Below are 15862 nucleotides of genomic sequence, written 5' to 3'. Positions count from 1 at the left end.
CCAGGGGGCCGCGAACACGCCGGGGCGCAGTCGCGGCAAGATAACATCGTGCGCATCTTCCTGGCCGGGGCTACCGGCGTGATCGGCGTCCGCCTGCTTCCGCTGCTGCTCGCGGCGGGACACGAGGTGGCGGGGATGACCCGGTCGGCGGCGAAAGCCGACCGGTTGCGGGCGGCCGGCGCCGAGCCGGTGGTATGCGACGTCTACGACGTGGATGCTCTGACCGCCGCCGTGGTCGGGTTCGGCGCCGACATGGTGATGCATCAGCTCACCGACCTGCCAGACGACGTGGCGCTGCTGCCGGAGCGGGCCGCGGCCAACTCGCGCATCCGCACGGAGGGCACCCGCAACTTGATCGCCGCCGCGCGGGCGGCCGGTGCGAAACGCTTTCTCGCGCAGAGCATCGCGTGGGAGCCGCCCTCGGGCCGGGGCGCGGCGATCCAGGAGCACGAAGCGGCCGTGCTGGACTTCGACGGTGTGGTGGTGAAGTACGGCCAGTTCTACGGTCCGGGCACCTATTACGAGACCGAACTGCCCACGCACCCGCGCGTGCACGTCGACGACGCCGCGGAGCGCACGATTCCGCTACTGGACGCCTCGAGCGGAGTGGTGATCGTCGCCGACGCGTCCTGACACCGGTCAGGAGGCGCAGGGGCCGGTGTCGACCGGCCGGTCGGATCGCCATGCGTGGTCGAGCCGATCGAGGACCTCCGGCAGGCTCGTGGCGAACCCGACGTTGCTGTTGTTCTCGTCGACACCGAACACGATGCCCAGCACGCGGCCGGCGCGGTCGACCAGCGGTCCGCCCGAATTGCCGTGCTGGATCGACCCGTCGACGGTGTAGATCTCGCGTTCGCCGAGACCGGTGCGGTATATGTCGCGTACCTGACGCGCGGCCCGGCTGCGCACCCGGGTGGCGGACGCGGTGTAGGACCCGCCCCGCGGATAGCCGAGCGCGATGGCGTCGGCGCCGGGACCGGCGGGTTCGGGCGCGACGGTGAGGGCGGGGGCGGCGAGACCGGGGACGGCGAGCACCGCGATGTCCATGGTCGGGTCGAACTGCACGACGTCGGCGGTGAGCGATCCGGTCGGGGCGTCGACGGAGACCTTGCTGGAGCCTGCGACGACGTGCGCGTTGGTCAGCACCCGCTCCGGCGCGATGACGAAGCCGGAGCCGGATTGGCGCACACCGCAGGTCGGTGCGAGGTCCTGGATCCGCAGCACGCTCGCCCGCAGTTCGGCGGGCATCGGTCCGTCGACGATGCCGGGATCGGGCGGCGCGAGCGGGAGGCCGAGCCCGGCCTCCCTGATCGGCCCGGTGAGCACCTCGGACAGCCCGGACAGCCAGAACGGCGCGACGTCGTCCACGGTCCGCACGGTGGTCGAATCACGCACCAAGGCGGCGGATTCCACCGGCGCGGCGAACAACCACACCACCAGCGGGACCGCGAGCACATGAACGAGGCAGCCGCAGAGGGCGTCGACGCGCCGCGTGAGGGGATCGGAAACCGCGGCGCGCGCGGCTTGTCCGGCCCGGTGCCCGGCGACCGCGCCGAAGGCGACCAACCCGACGATCACCACCAGCACCAGGAGGAGCCGCACGGCGCCCGGAGCGAGCTGACCGAGCACCGCCGCCGACAGCGCCGCGCCGAGGATCGCCCCCGCCAATCCACCCGCGAAGCCGGGCAGCCCCACGATCGCGCCGCGGCGCCAGCCGAGCACCGCCGCGACCGCGAGGATGCCGAGCACGGCCAGATCCAGCCAGTTCGGCACGGTCAACGCCACACTCCCGTCGCTGCTGATGGACAACGGCGCGGACTCGTCGTCGGCCGCCCCGTCACCACCCGGCTATACCCTGGTTAGCGCGTCGGCAACGGTCGAGCCGCTAATTTAATCAGCGATTCGAGCTGCGGCAACCATGTTGCCCTATGCCGTGGGCTGGGTGGCCAGCGCCCGCCGGGCATACGCGCGCACGTCGGCATCGGTGTCGTCGATCGCGGCGCGCAGCGCGTCGTGCGCGGCGGGCAGGTGCGGCCACGCCGAGAGCGACAGCACCGCCGCCTTGCGGACGTCGAGATGCGGATCGTGCAGGGCGGCGGCCAGAATCGGCACCGCGAGGTCCGGGTCGGCGCCTGCGAGCCCGCGCGCCGCGCCTTGACGGATCTGCCAGGCCGAATGGCGCAGAGCGGCGTCCAGTGCGGTGACGTCCGCGGGTTCGCCACCCAGCTGGGCGAACGCGGTGAGCGCCGCGGCACGCACCAGCGGGTCGTGGTCGTCGCCGAGGCGACGGATCACCTCGAGCCCGCCGTCGCCGATGGCGGCGAGGCCGTGGGCGACGGCGATCCGCACTTCCCGATTCTCGTCGGCGGCCAGGGTGGCGACGCCGTCGCGATCGTTCAGCGACACCAGCGCGCGGACCGCTTCGATGCGGACGCGATGATCCCCGTCCGCCAAGGCGGCGCGATACTGCGCGGCCTCGCCCGCCCGCAGCGCGCGCAGCAGATCGATCACGGTGGATCGCACGACGGGATCGGCCGAACCGAGCCGGTCGGCGAGCCCGTCCGCGGAGGGCAGCACTTCGACGAGCTCGCGCAGACCGGCCGCGGCAGCACGCCGGACCGAGGCCGCTTCGTCGTCCAAGGCCTCGCCGAGGGCGATCGAGAAGCCCTGCGGGGTGTGCTCGCTCAGCACCGAGATCGCCGCGGCCCGGACGCCCGCGTCGGGATCGGTCAGATAAGCCGACAATTGCTCCACGGTGGGCTCGTCGAGCGCGAGCAACGCGACGATCCGGGGTGACGGGGGAGCGGCGGGTTGCGCCGTCGCGGTGGCGGCCCGATCGTCGTCAGCGGCGACGCCGATATGCGGCGCACGGCCTGCGATCAGGTGCGGCTGGTGCACCGGCACCGCTTCGGCATCGGCCGAGGGCAGGTCGTCGAGCCCGGGCACGGGAACCAGGTACGGCGCCACCGGTCGCTTCAGGAAGGCCATGGTTCCGTCGGGGTTCTTGCGCAGGTTGAGGTGGTATCGCCATTCGACATCGTCGCGTTCGGGTTGGTCGGCGCGCTCATGATAGAGGCCCCAACGGGATTCGGTCCTGGTCAGGGAGCTGCGGGCGGCCATCTCGGCGCAGTCGCGGATGAAGGACACCTCCACCGCGCGCATCAGCTCGTGCGGGGTGCGCGCGCCGATGCTCTCGACCTCTCCGCGCATCCGGTCGAAGGTCTCCACCGCGATGCTCAGCTTGGCCGCGGTTTTGGGCGGCGCGACATAGTCGTTCACGAAACGCCGCAGCTTGTACTCGACCTGCGGTTGCGGCGGCCCGTCCGGCTGACGCAACGGCCGGTAGATCAGCTCGTGGGCCGCGGCCAGCTGGTCCTCGGGCAGGTCGGCGGGTGCGGCGACATCGTCCAGGGTGGACGCGGCGTGCGCGCCGGCGAGATCGCCGTAGACGAACGCGCCGATCATGTAGTTGTGCGGCACGCACGCCAGATCACCCGCCGCGTACAAGCCGGGCACCGTGGTGCGCGCGTGCTCGTCGACCCACACGCCGGAGGCGGAATGCCCGCTGCACAGGCCGATCTCGGAGATGTGCATCTCGATGTCGTGGGTGCGGTAGTCGTGGCCGCGGTTGGCGTGGAAGGTGCCGCGGGTGGGGCGCTCGGTGGTGTGCAGGATGCCTTCGAGCGTGCTCAGCGTCTCGTCGGGCAGGTGCGACACCTTGAGATAGATGGGGCCGCGCGCGGATTCGATCTCCCGCTTGACCTCGGCCATCATCTGGCCCGACCAGTAATCGGAGTCGACGAAGCGTTCACCGTCGGCGTTGACCTGGTAGCCGCCGAACGGATTGGCGACGTAGGCGCAGGCCGGGCCGTTGTAGTCCTTGATCAGCGGGTTGATCTGGAAGCATTCGATGCCGCTGAGTTCGGCGCCCGCGTGGTAGGCCATCGAGTAGCCGTCGCCCGCGTTCGTCGGATTCTCGTAGGTGCCGTATAGGTATCCGCTGGAGGGCAGCCCGAGCCTGCCGCACGGCCCGGTGGCCAGGATCACCGCTTTCGCGGCGACGGCGACGAATTCGCCGGTGCGGGTGTGCAGGGCGGCGGCGCCGACGGCGCGCCCGCCCTCGGTGAGCACGCGCACCGGCATGAGCCGGTTCTCGATGCGGATCCGCTCGCGCATCTTGCGTTGGCGCAGGACGCGATACAGCGCTTTCTTGACGTCCTTGCCCTCGGGCATCGGCAGGACGTACGAGCCGGAGCGGTGCACCCGGCGCACCGCGTACTCGCCGTACTCGTCCTTCTCGAACTTCACGCCGTAGCGCTCCAGCCGCTGCACCATGGCGAAGCCGCGCGTCGCCGTCTGATAGATGGTGCGCTGGTCGACGATCCCGTCGTTGGCCCGGGTGATCTCGGCGACGTAGTCCTCCGGTTCGGCCTTGCCCGGGATCACGGCGTTGTTCACGCCGTCCATGCCCATGGCCAGCGCACCGGAGTGCCGCACGTGCGCCTTCTCCAGCAGCAGCACGTTCGCGCCCTGCTCGGCGGCGGTGAGCGCGGCCATCGTGCCCGCCGTGCCGCCCCCGATGACGAGCACGTCGCAGTCCAGCCGGATCCGTTCCGACAGCGGCGGAATGTTCACAGTTTCTCCAGGATCTCGGCCTTCGTCGCGGCCCGGTCGATCGCCTCGCGCGGCGCGGGCACCGGCACCAGCGCCCGCAGCGTGCCGCCGCCGAGCACGGCGATGCGGTCGCCGAGCAGCAGGGCCTCGTCGAGGTCGTGGGTGACGAAGACGATGGTGGTGGGATGGGCGCGCCAGGTCTGGATGAGCAGGCGCTGCATGGTTTCCCTGGTCTGGGTGTCCAGCGCGCCGAACGGCTCGTCCATCAGCACGGCGCGCGGCGCGGCGGCCAGGCTGCGCGCCAGCTGGACGCGCTGGCGCATGCCGCCGGACAGGTCGCGCGGCAGATAGTCGGCGTACCCGGTGAGCCCGACTTCGTCCACCCAGTGCAGGGCGGTGGCTCTGCGCTCGGCCCGGGGCGTGCCGCGCAGGCGCAGGGCGAGTTCGATGTTCTGCCGCACGGTGCGCCATGGCAACAGCGCGTCGTCCTGGAACACCAGGGCGCGGTCGGCCGCGGGACCGCTCACGCGGTCGTCGTCGGCCAGGATGGTTCCACCTTCCGGGGCGCGCAGTCCGGCGATCGCGCGCAGCAAGGTCGACTTGCCGCAGCCGGATTTGCCGACCACGACCAGGATCTCGCCCGGCGCGATCGCCAAGTCCAGCCCGTCGAGCACCGGTTCGCCCCCGTAGGCGATCCGGACGCCGGTGAGGCTCAGGCGCATCCCGGTCGATGCCGGTGCGTCGATCACTGTGGTCATGCTTCGACCTCTCTGGGCAGCCAGCGGGTGATGCGGCGGCCGGCCAGCTCGACCAGCCCCGATGTCGCGAAACCGAGGACGCCGATGGTGATCATGCCGACGAACACCGCCGGATAGTCCACGATGGTGTAGGCCTGCCAGGTGCGGTAGCCGACGCCGAGACGTCCGGAGATCATCTCCGCGGAGATGAGGCAGATCCATGCCACGCCGACGCCGACCGACAGTCCGCTGAAGACGCCGGGCAGGATGCCGGGGAACACCACGCGCGCGAGCACGTCCAGCCGGGACGCGCCGAGGGTGCGCACCGCGTCCTCCCAGATCGTGGGCAGTGCGCGCACCGCGTGCCTGGTGCTGACCAGCACCGGGAACAGCGACGCGGTGAAGGTGATGAACACGATGCCGGATTCGTCGCTGGGGAACAGCAGGATCGCGACCGGGACCAGGGCGATGGCCGGGATCGGCCGGACCAGTTCGGCCAGCGGGCCGAAGGTGTCGGCGAGCAGCCGCGAGCGGCCGAGGCCGATGCCCGCGACCACGCCGACCACCGCGGCCAGCCCGAAGCCGGTGACGATCCGGATCAGCGACTGCGCGATGTCCAGGTAGTACTGGTCGGCGCGCAACTGGGTGCCGAATTCGGCGACGATCTCGGTGACGGTCGGCAAGGTGTCGAAACGCAGGCCCGCCCGCACGTTGTTGACCGTGAGCAGCTGCCACAGGCCGACCGCGACGGCGACCGAGGCTACCCGCAGCAGGCGCGAGCGCCAGGCCGATCGCGCCGCCGTGGCGGCGGCCGATCGTGTCGCGGTGGCGTCGGTCGTGCTCGCGGTGGCCCGCACCGCGGGGGCGGCGAGTTCGCTGGTCATCCGCGTACTTCCGTGACGGCCTGGTCGTAGCTGACCGCAGTGGCGGACGGATGCGCCTGCCGGTAGCGCTGTGCGGCGGCGGCCGTGGTGAAGGGCAGGTAGGCGGCGCCGTCGCGCAGCCAGATCGACTTGTCGGCGAACCAGCGCGTGCCGAGTTCGGTATCCGGGATGTAGGCGGCGCGGATCGCCTTGCCTTGTGCCTTCGCAGCCTGGACCGCGCGTAGCAGGCAGGTCGGGTCGGCGGCGGGTTGCGGCTCCGGTGCGCCGTCAAGCCACAATTCGCCGGCCAGCGCCGGGTTCTGCGCCGCGGTGCCGCAGAGGGGGTCGGCGCCGGTGACGCGGGTCGGGTTGGCGGTGGAAGCCAGCTCACCGTCGTAGTCGGTGCGCCCGGTCTCCGCGAACGCCTTGCGCAGCGGCGCGTCGTCGACGAACCGGTCGATGTCCAGATCGGCGAAGTCGCCGATCGACTTCAGGTACGCCACATCGCCTTTGAGCGCCGCGATCAAGCTGGGCTTCAGCGTGGTGTCGAAACTGGTTCCGCCGGGGCCGTTGTAGAGGTACACCACCTCCTGTGGAAGACCGGACCCGTCGGCGACGATCTTCGCGGCTTCGAACGGCTTCTCCCGCAGGAACTGGGTGGCGTCCAGCTGCGCGGCCAGGAACGCCTGGAGCACCTCCGGATGATCGGCGGCGTACGCGCGCCGCGCCACCACGCCGTGGAAGGTCGGCACGCCGAGTTCGGCGCCGTCGTAGAGCAGCTTGGCCTTGTTCTGGAAGACGACAAGACCGGGCCACGCGACGAACTGGGACAGCGCGCCCACCTGACGGGACTCCAGGGCGGTCGCGCCGACCTGTGGCTGCTGGTTGAGCACCTCCACACCCTTGGCCGGGTCTATGCCCGCCCGCGTGAGCGCCTGCACCAGCGTGCCGTGCCCGGCCGAACCCACGCTGGCCGAGATCTTCTGCCCGGCCAGATCGCCGATGCCGGTGGCCGCCGAGTCGTTCGGCACCACCACCATGTTCAGCGCGCCCTTGGGGTTGTACCCGGTCACCGACACCAGTTCGGTGCGCGAGCGCTCGCCCGCCTGGGTGCGGGAGCCGTTGATCAGCAACGGGTAATCACCCATCGACCCGATGTCGATCTTCTCGGCCACCATCTGCGCGGTGATCGGCGCGCCGGTGTCGTAGTCCTGCCACTCGACCTGGTACTTGGCCCCGCCGTTGTCGGTGATCTTCTGTAGTCGCCGCTCGAGGTAGCCCTGCGCGCGCAGCAAGGTGCCCGCGGTGACGGTGTTGATGGTCTTCGATTGGTAGCCGACGACCACCTTCACGGTGCCCGCGGGGGTGTCGTCGGTCTGCTCCAGCGAGCACCCGGTCAGCGCGAGCGCGGCGGCGAGCAGGATGGGGGCGAGTTTTGCTTTCATCGGTCTTCCAGATCAGCGGAGCAGGTAGGGCATGTTGACGGTGACGGCGCCGGTGGGGCAGCGGGCCGCGCAGGGACCGCAGTACCAGCACTCGTCCACGTGCATGAAGGCCTTGCCGTTGTCGGGGTTGATGGCCAGGGAGTCGAGCGGGCAGATCTCGACGCACAGCGTGCAGCCCTGGATACACAGCGACTCGTCGATGGTGACGGGGATGTCGGCGCGCTGGTTCACGAGTGCCATCTAGAGGACCTTCCATTCGGGGGTGCTGCGGGTCAGGCTGCCGCGCATGGTGATGCGGTCGCCGCGCATACGGATGTACTCCAGATCGACCGGGCGGCCGTCGTCCAGCCGGGTCAGCCGTTCCAGCATCAGCAGCGGCGCGCCGCCGGGGACGTCGAGGGTGGAGGCGGTGTGCGGGTCGGCGGGCACCGCCTCCAGGGTGAGATCGGCCGAGCCGAGCGAGCGGCCGCTGATGCGTTCCAGCAGCACGAAGATGTCGGTGTGCTCGAGATCGTGGCCGAGCACCTCGGTGCCGATGTCGGGCACGAGGTAGGTGAGGTCCAGGCTCAACGGCAGATCCGCAAGGTAGCGCAGCCGCTCGAGATAGACCACCCGCTCGCCCGGCGCCAGACCGAGCCTGCGCGCGACAGCCGGCGGCGCGGCGACGTGCATCGCCGCGCGCACCTCGTTGCGCACGGTGCCGTGGCCTTTGAAGGTCTCCTGCAATCCGAGCAGGGCGTCGAGCCCGTGGTCGTACTTGCGGGTGGCCACGCGGGTGCCCACCTTGGGCGCCCGGTCGATCAAGCCCTCATCCTTCAACAGCGCCAAGGCGTCGCGGACGGTATTGCGCGAGGCGCCGTACTCGGCGGCCAGGTCCTGTTCGCTCGGCAGCGCGCCGTCGAACGCGCCCGCGTGCAGTTGGTGGCGCAGGATGTCGGCCACCCGCCGCGCCTGATCGGCGCGCAACTGCCGCACCGGCGTGGGTTCCGCTGCCACCGTTTCCGCCTTTCCATCGCTGACCTGCACGAATAGCGACGATAATGCGGATTGGGCGGCGTTTTCGCCCGCGCCGCCGCCGGGAAAAATCAGGGGATGTTATTGCGCCGGGTGTCCCGCCGCCCGACCTGGCGATATGCCCGGTTGTCCGGGCAATACGCCACGTCGGGCGCCGACGGTCGAATTTCGATCACGGCGATTCGAACGCGGCGGCGACCAGGCTTCGGCGCACCGATCTATGGTCGTGGGCCGTAGGTATTGAGGAACAGCACCGGTTCCGCGCCGAAGGCGCCCGCGCCGTCCATCGCGAGCAGCGCCGCGAGCGCTTTGGCGGTGTAGACGGTCTCCAGGCCCAATCCGCTCGCTTCGGCGCGCTGTTCGGCGTCTTGGGCGGCGGGCGTGGTGTGGCCGTAGCCGGGGCCGAGCCAGTCGGTCGTCATCGTGATGTCCTCGGGCCGAAGTCCGGTCGGCGCGAAGCGCGCTCCGCGCGTACGGAGCAGGCGTTCGGTCCGTTCGGCGAGGCGGACGATGTGCTTCGCGTCGAGGGGAAGCGTGTCGTTGACGACGACTCCGACGACGCGCGTACGCAGCCCGGCGAGCCGCAGGCCGAGCGCGAGGCCGGCCGCGGTGCCGCCGGATCCGACCGCGGTGACGAGGTAACCGGGCTCGGGAAGCTCACCCGCGGCGACCTGGGCCGCGAGTTCGCACGCCGCTTCGACATAGCCCAGCGCGCCGACCGGTGACGACCCGCCCGCGGGGAGGAAGTACGGACGCCTGCCGCCACGGATCCGGCGCAGATACAGCCACGGCGCCGCGAGGATCGTGCGCAGTTTGCTGTGCGTGTAATACAAAGCGGCGCCGGAATTCTCCAGTCGCCGCAGTTGTGCGCGCACGTGGTCGTCGACCGGCTGGTCCAGCAGCGCGAGAACGGTATCGATGCCGTGGGCGCGCCCGTACAAGGCCGTGGCCAGGCCCCAGTTGGTCCCCGTGCCGCCGACCGTGAGGATAGTGCGCGCACCGCGCCGTCGTGCCTCGGGCAGCAGCCATTCCAGCTTGCGGACCTTGTTGCCGCCCCATCCGCCGTCGCCGTATCCGCTCTCGTCCTTGCACCACAGCTCGGCGGCGGTGTCGAGGTCACAGCGGCGCACAGGCGTCGGAGCGGTGCCGAGCCGGAGGAACGGCAACGTGTCGGCCACCTCGGGAAAGCGCGCGTGCAGCAGCGCTCCGGTCACGGCGTGATCGCCTCGGGGATGCCCAGCAGCGCCGCCTGCACCTCGTGCAGCCGGTCCACGTCGCCGCGGATACCCGCGACGTTGTCGTTGTACAGGAACGCCTCGCCGAGCCGGACCAGTGCGTAAGCGAGCAGCGCCGGCTCCAGCGGCGGGTCGTAGCCGTCCTCCTCCGTGGCCCGGATGATCAGCTCCTGGACGGTGCCCACGACCAGCGGCTGTACCGGCCCGTCGCTCCCGGTGAGGATACGCAGCCCGGACAGCGGCTCGTTCTCGAAATAGCGCCGGAACGGTTCGTTGTCGGTCATCCACCGGTTGACCCGGTACAGCACGTCCAGGATGCGCCGCGCTCCGGTGGAGCGGCGGCGGGCGTCCGCCCGGCTGAGCAGCGCCTCGAACTCCCCGGCCAGGACCGCACCGAGCACTCCGTCGCGGGAGCCGAACCAGCGATAGACCGACGCGCGGCTGAGCCCGAGCTGTCCGGCGATCGCCTGGATGTCCACGCGCTCACCGGACAAGAACGCCCGGCGAGCGTGCTCGATGACCTGTTCCCTGGTCGCGGAGGCCGGTCGGCCGGGAGGGCGGGTGGTCCGCTGACTGGAATCGATCACCGCGGAATGATACATCTTCTGAGAAGTGTATCGAAACGGGCGGTGTTCAGAACCAGGCGTCGCGCATCCGCAGAGTAGTCGTGTCCAGGCTGGCGAGCAGATCCAGTGCCGGTGCTGTCTTGGGCAATTCGAAACGATAGAAGAACCGGGCCGCGTGCCGCTTGCCATCGTAGAAATCGCCCGCACGGTCCGCGGTGGCGAGGAACTGCTCGAGCCAGATCCAGGCCAGCACGGTGTGCCCGAAGGCTTCCAGGTACACCGAGCTGTTGGCCAGCGCGGCCTCGAAATCGCCGGAGGCGAACAGCCCCGCGGTGACCTCGACCAGCCGCCGCCACGCCGAATCCAGTTGTGCGGCCAGCTCGGCCGCCTCGCCGCCCGCCGCGCGAGCGGCGGTGATGGTCGCGTCGATCCGGGACCCGAGTGCGAGCAGGCTCGCGCCGCCCTGCTGGGTCACTTTGCGCCCGAGCAGATCCAGGCCCTGGATGCCGTGCGTGCCCTCGTGGATCGGGTTGAGCCGGTTGTCCCGATAGTGCTGCTCGACGTTGTATTCGCGGGTGTAGCCGTAGCCGCCGAGCACTTGGATGGCGAGGCTGTTGGCCTCCAGGCACCACTGCGAGGGCCAGCTCTTGGCGATCGGGGTCAGGATGTCCAGCAGTTGGGTGACCGCGCGGCGGTCGTCGTCGGACTCGGCGGTGCGCTGCTCGTCGACCAGCTGCGCGCAGTAGAGCACCAGCGCCAGCGCCCCTTCGGCGTACGCCTTCTGCGCCAGCAGCATTCGCTTCACGTCGGCGTGCTCGATGATCGGCCGCTGCGGCGCGGACGGGTCGGCGGGAAGCTTGGCCCGGCCCTGCGTGCGGGTGCGGGCGTAGTCCAGCGACTCGAGGTATCCCGTGTACCCGAGCGCGGTGGCGACCAGGCCGACGCCGATGCGCGCCTCGTTCATCATGTGGAACATGTAGGTCAAGCCGCGATGCGGTTCCCCGACCAGGTAGCCGACCGCGCCCGGCGCGCCGCCCGGCGTCCAGCGGCCCTCGCCGAAATTCAGCACGGTGTTCACCGTGCCGCGGAAGCCCATTTTGTGGTTGAGCCCGGCCAGGGCGACGTCGTTGCGTTCGCCGATCGCGCCGTCGTCGCCGACCAGGAAGCGGGGCACCACGAACAGCGAGATGCCCTTGGTGCCCGCGGGCCCACCGGGGATCTTGGCCAGCACCAGGTGCACGATGTTCTCGCCGAGCTCGTGGTCGCCGCCCGAGATCCACATCTTCGTGCCGAACAGGCGATAGCTGCCGTCGTCCTGCGGTTCGGCGCGGGTGACGATGTCGGCCAGCGACGAGCCTGCCTGCGGCTCCGATAGGCACATGGTGCCGAAGAAGCGGCCCGCGAGCATGGGCTTGACGAACTTCTCGACGTGCTCCGGGCCGTGGGCGAGGAGCAGATTCGCGTTGGCCACGGTGAGGAACGGGTAGCCCGCGGTGCCCGGGTTGGCCGCCTGGAACCAGGCGTAGCTCGCCTGCGCGACGGTCGCGGGCAGCTGTGCGCCACCGAGTTCGTAATCCATTGCCGCCGAAGGCAATCCGGCCTTGGCGAAGGCTTCCAGCGCCTGCCCGACCTCCGGGATGATGGTCACGCGCTCGCCGTCGAAGGTGGGTTCGTTGGCGTCGTTGAGCTTGTTGTGCGGCGCGAAGTATTTGGTCGCGAGCTGCTCGCTGAGGTCGAGCACGGCATCGAAGGTGTCGCGCGAGTGCTCGGCGTACCGCTCGCGTTTGGTGAGCCGCTCGACGTCCAGCCACTCGTAGAGCAGGAAATCGAGATCGCGCCGGGACAGCAAGGTCGACCGCATCAGCCCGTCCTTTCGAGACATGTTCGACGTACTGTATCTTACGGGTCGGTGGTCCGGTATCCACGGCCATCCCACCGTTCGGCCGCTGCGGAGTATGCCTGGTGGGTCGCGGCCGTTCTGCACACGCGGCGGTGCCGGACGATGCCGATCACGTCGCCCGCCGGTGGTCGGTCATCCGTCGGCGACGAGCACCCCGCGTTTCCGCGCCGTCGCGGCCGCTTCGGTGCGGCTGGACGCGCCGAGCTTGGCGAGGATCCGCGAGACGTGCACACCGGCGGTGTTGGCGCTGATGAAAAGCTCGGCCGCGATCTGACGGTTGCTCGCTCCCGTCGCCACCAGACGCAGCACATCGAGTTCCCGGGGGGTCAGGCCCGCGGTGTCCGGGCGTGAGGTCGTGGCAGGCCGGTTGCCGGATTGGGCGAGATCGATCCCGGCGCGGTCGGCCAGCTGCCTGGCTTGCTCGGCGAGTGGCACGGCCGCCAACTCGTCGGCCAGCTTCAGAACGGAACGCAGTGCGCCGCGTGCTGCCGCGCGATCACCCGCCGCCAATTCCGCGTCGCCGGATTCGAGCAGGCTGCGCGCGAGCTCGTACGGTCGGCCCAGGGCTCGCCAAGAGGAAACCGCCGCGGCCCAATCGGCGGGACGGCCACTGCGCACGGCGTGGCAGGAATTCCGATACGCGGTGTCGACGGCCGACGTCACCGGCAACTTCGCCGTGACGGAGTCGAGAACCAGTGGGGCGCGACGAGTTCGGGCGATCGCCTCGGCCAGTGCCCATGCCTCGTGGTGGTGCGCGGCCAGGTCGTCCGCGCTCAATGTCGCGGCGCCGATCTCGGCGGCGCGCTGTGGGTTGCCCGCCGCGTGCGCGATCTCGGCCTGCACGGTGTGCAGTTGGATCTGGTATTGCCTGGCCCAGCGGCGGTCTCCGAGCAAGGGCTGCGCGGTGGCCGCGCTCGTCGCCGCGGCCTGCTCGTCCCCACGCGCCAGCATGATCCGCGCGTGACACAGCAGCAGCGCGGCGGTGCTCAACGGGGTCAGCTGCTCGGTGAGCGATTCGTCGATCAGCTCGAGCGCTTCGTTCCAGCGGCCCAGCGCGGTGAGCGCCTGTGCCCATTTGACCAGCAGGATCGGTGCCGCCTCGGCGAATCGGTAGGTCTCGTGCGCGGCGCGCAGCCCCTGCTGGATCGCGGTGATGGCAGCCTCGTCGGCGCCCGCCGACACCAGCAGCGCCGATTCCCACAGCACCACCGTGAGCAAGGTGCCCGGATCTTGCGCGGCCTTCGCGATCGCATGCGCCTGTTCGAAGTGGGTCATGGCGGCCTCCGGCCGGTCCGCGGTTGCCAGCCCGAGATAGGCGTAGGCGCGCGCGGCCAGCGCCCCGGCGCGCCGATCGTCGCGTAAGACGCTCGAACGCGGCCACGCGGACGCGGCATCCGCACCGGCGGCCTCCGCGAGCGCACGCGGCGCAGCCATGACCGGAGATGTGTCGTCGGTGTTCGGCAGACTGCGTAACCGTTCGGCCACCTCGACGGCGGCACGCGCGTCGTTCTCGGCCGCGGCCGCCGCACCGCTGAACACCCGCGCCGCGGCGAGTTCGGCGAGCACTTCGCCGCGCAACAGGGTGGGCCGGTCCGAAGGAAGATAGGCCAGCGCCGCGAGCAGGTCGTCTTCACCGCCGCCGCTGCTCTGATTGCGCAGTCCCGCGCGGTAGTAGTGCAACCGGGCCGCGCGCTCCGGGTCGCTTCCCGCATCGATGACGGCCAGCGCCTCGTCGGCCGCCGCGATCCCGCGCTCGACGACACCGCCCCGGTAGCACGCGGCCACCACCGCTTCCACCACATCGATCCGGTCGGCGTCCACCCGGCTCGCCGCTTCCGGCACCCGCTCCCACGATTCGAGCACCTGGTCCAGGTAGTGCACGCGGACACGATGCGCCCCAACGTTTTCCGCTTCGGCCGCGGCTTCCCAGGCGGCCTCGAGTGCCAGCGGCAACTCTCCGGCGGCATGCGCGTGGTAGGCCAGCTCGCCGGAGGGGCATTCGTCCGGTTCCTGCTTGCGGAGCGCGGCCAGTGCGCGACAAAGATTGCGGTGCAGTGCTTTTCGCTCTGCCGGTAGGAGATCGTCGTACACGGCGTCGCGGATCAGCACGTGGCGGAACTGATAGCCGGTGTCGGTGGGCACCAAGAGCTGCTGGTCGATCAGCTGATGCAAAGCCGCGGTGAGCGCGTCCTCGGCGAGATCGGACGCGGACGCCAGCGGGGTGTGCCGGACCGGTGACCCGGCCGCCGCCGCGAGCCGCAGTACCGACGCGGTTTGATCGGGCAGGTCGGACAGGTGGCCGAGCAACAGCTCCGACAGCTCGGCGGGCGTATCCTCGGGTGCGGGACCGAGCGCCTCGACGAACAACGGGATTCCCTTGCTGCGCTCGAAGATTCGCCCGATCGTCCCTGGTTCCGGCTCCCGGCCGCGCAGCGCCGCCAGCTGTCTGCCCACCTCGTGCCTGGTCAGCGGCGCCGGAGAAAGCAGGCGGACACCCGGGTCGCGGCGCAGGCCCGCGACCAGCTTGCGCAACGGTCCGGAATCGGCCGGCCGGTAGGTGCCGACCAAGAACAGATCGCCTTCGGCGATGTTGGCCACCAGGAAGGCGAGCAATTCCAGGCCGGCCTCGTCGGCCCAGTGCAGATCCTCCAGCACCACCACCAGCGGTCTGGTCATCGAGCACTGTTCCAGCACGGTCAGGATCTCGCCGAACAACCGGATCCGATCGGTGTCGATCTCCGCCGCGCCGGACCGCGCCGCCAGTTCCGGAAGCCAGCGCGCCAGCGCGGGTTTCGCCGGGAGCAGCGCCGCTAGCACCGCCACGCCCTGCTCGCGCAGCAGTGCGCGCATGACCGCGACGAACGGAGTGAACGGCACCCCCTTCGCGCCGAATTCCGGGCACCGCCCGGACAGCACCGCCGTGCCGGCCCCCAGCCGCGTCCCGAACTCCGCGACCAGCCGCGACTTACCGATCCCCGCTTCGCCCCCGACCAGCACGGTATGCACCGCCGGGTCCCCATGGGCATCCTGCAATGCCGCAAGCTCAGCGGCCCGCCCCACGAAGGCGCCGCATACCGGAAGGCTGACCACGGCGCGATCATGCCCCTACCGCGAGGTCGGCGCCAATCGCGGGAGCCGAGGCGGAGTGCGGCGGACGGCACTTCCAGCAAGAGCGCCCACGTCTACACCAGGAAAGCCGCTCCCCGCCCTCACCCGAGCCGCGTCGAACGCCAGGCGCGGCGTCGACCGGGCGCGGACGCCGCCTGGAGTTCACGAGCGGCACACCATGGAGGGGTCTTCTCGGCTGATGCCGCAATGGTGTGCCACTCGTGGATAAGAGCGGTGGGGTTGGTGGCGAGGTATCGGCCGGGCCAGTGGAGGGCGCTCGTATGGCGGCCGAGGGTGGTGCGGCCGGATTAGGCGTCGTTCGTTACTTGTCGGCGGGCTGGGGGAGTAGGGAAATAATGAATTCTCGTGATTCGGCGGGC

At 70.5% G+C, this 15862-nt stretch carries 12 protein-coding genes; 1 reads left to right on the top strand and 11 read right to left on the bottom strand.

Annotated features, from left to right (window positions below; all coding sequences use genetic code 11):
* The first annotated feature begins 48 nt into the window (after positions 1–48).
* Complete coding sequence (locus ACZ6DL_RS22615) at positions 49–633, top strand: NAD-dependent epimerase/dehydratase family protein (protein ID WP_466053902.1); 585 nt, start codon at positions 49–51, stop codon at positions 631–633.
* A 6-nt stretch (positions 634–639) separates the two neighbouring features.
* Here the strand turns inward: ACZ6DL_RS22615 and ACZ6DL_RS22610 are convergent, their stop codons facing one another.
* The 11 genes from ACZ6DL_RS22610 to ACZ6DL_RS22560 form a co-directional block, all read right to left on the bottom strand.
* The gene (locus tag ACZ6DL_RS22610; protein WP_466053900.1) at positions 640–1809 is read right to left on the bottom strand and encodes a MarP family serine protease; all 1170 of its coding nucleotides are present in this window, start codon (positions 1807–1809) and stop codon (positions 640–642) included.
* 117 nt (positions 1810–1926) lie between these two features.
* Entirely contained in the window at positions 1927–4635 is a 2709-nt protein-coding gene (locus ACZ6DL_RS22605; protein ID WP_466053899.1) for a fumarate reductase/succinate dehydrogenase flavoprotein subunit, read from the bottom strand.
* A complete protein-coding gene (locus ACZ6DL_RS22600; RefSeq protein ID WP_466053898.1) occupies positions 4632–5372 on the bottom strand; it encodes an ABC transporter ATP-binding protein in 741 nt (246 codons plus the stop codon). Before ACZ6DL_RS22600 ends, ACZ6DL_RS22605 begins: the two co-directional genes overlap by 4 nt.
* Positions 5369–6235 (bottom strand): ABC transporter permease, encoded by an 867-nt coding sequence (locus ACZ6DL_RS22595; protein ID WP_466053896.1) that lies wholly within the window; start codon positions 6233–6235, stop codon positions 5369–5371. The genes ACZ6DL_RS22600 and ACZ6DL_RS22595 overlap by 4 nt, the downstream gene beginning before the upstream one ends.
* Positions 6232–7659 carry an ABC transporter substrate-binding protein gene (locus tag ACZ6DL_RS22590; RefSeq protein WP_466053894.1) on the bottom strand — a complete coding sequence of 476 codons (1428 nt, stop codon included), beginning with the start codon at positions 7657–7659 and terminating at the stop codon, positions 6232–6234. Before ACZ6DL_RS22590 ends, ACZ6DL_RS22595 begins: the two co-directional genes overlap by 4 nt.
* A 12-nt stretch (positions 7660–7671) precedes the next feature.
* Positions 7672–7899: a 4Fe-4S dicluster domain-containing protein gene (locus tag ACZ6DL_RS22585; protein ID WP_043690033.1), complete on the bottom strand. Its 228-nt coding sequence runs from the start codon at positions 7897–7899 to the stop codon at positions 7672–7674.
* Entirely contained in the window at positions 7900–8655 is a 756-nt protein-coding gene (locus tag ACZ6DL_RS22580; RefSeq protein WP_466053892.1) for a GntR family transcriptional regulator, read from the bottom strand.
* Between the two features lie 236 nt (positions 8656–8891).
* Entirely contained in the window at positions 8892–9887 is a 996-nt protein-coding gene (locus ACZ6DL_RS22575; protein WP_466053891.1) for a 1-aminocyclopropane-1-carboxylate deaminase/D-cysteine desulfhydrase, read from the bottom strand.
* Positions 9884–10495 (bottom strand): QsdR family transcriptional regulator, encoded by a 612-nt coding sequence (locus ACZ6DL_RS22570; RefSeq protein WP_466053889.1) that lies wholly within the window; start codon positions 10493–10495, stop codon positions 9884–9886. The genes ACZ6DL_RS22575 and ACZ6DL_RS22570 overlap by 4 nt, the downstream gene beginning before the upstream one ends.
* Positions 10496–10541: 46 nt before the next feature.
* Positions 10542–12335: an acyl-CoA dehydrogenase gene (locus ACZ6DL_RS22565; protein ID WP_466054319.1), complete on the bottom strand. Its 1794-nt coding sequence runs from the start codon at positions 12333–12335 to the stop codon at positions 10542–10544.
* A 171-nt stretch (positions 12336–12506) separates the two neighbouring features.
* Entirely contained in the window at positions 12507–15464 is a 2958-nt protein-coding gene (locus ACZ6DL_RS22560; RefSeq protein WP_466053887.1) for a helix-turn-helix transcriptional regulator, read from the bottom strand.
* Positions 15465–15862 lie beyond the last annotated feature (398 nt).

It is taken from the genome of Nocardia sp. NPDC041819 (genome assembly GCF_055590505.1).
The sequence above is the reverse complement of the archived record's forward strand: the minus strand, read 5'-3'. Positions and strand labels throughout refer to the sequence as shown.

Coding starts and splice junctions, on each gene's coding strand:
- ACZ6DL_RS22600 (WP_466053898.1), bottom strand. CDS start 5,372: ATGACCACAGTGATCGACGCACCGGCATCGACCGGGATGCGCCTGAGC.
- ACZ6DL_RS22595 (WP_466053896.1), bottom strand. CDS start 6,235: ATGACCAGCGAACTCGCCGCCCCCGCGGTGCGGGCCACCGCGAGCACG.
- ACZ6DL_RS22590 (WP_466053894.1), bottom strand. CDS start 7,659: ATGAAAGCAAAACTCGCCCCCATCCTGCTCGCCGCCGCGCTCGCGCTG.
- ACZ6DL_RS22585 (WP_043690033.1), bottom strand. CDS start 7,899: ATGGCACTCGTGAACCAGCGCGCCGACATCCCCGTCACCATCGACGAG.
- ACZ6DL_RS22565 (WP_466054319.1), bottom strand. CDS start 12,335: ATGCGGTCGACCTTGCTGTCCCGGCGCGATCTCGATTTCCTGCTCTAC.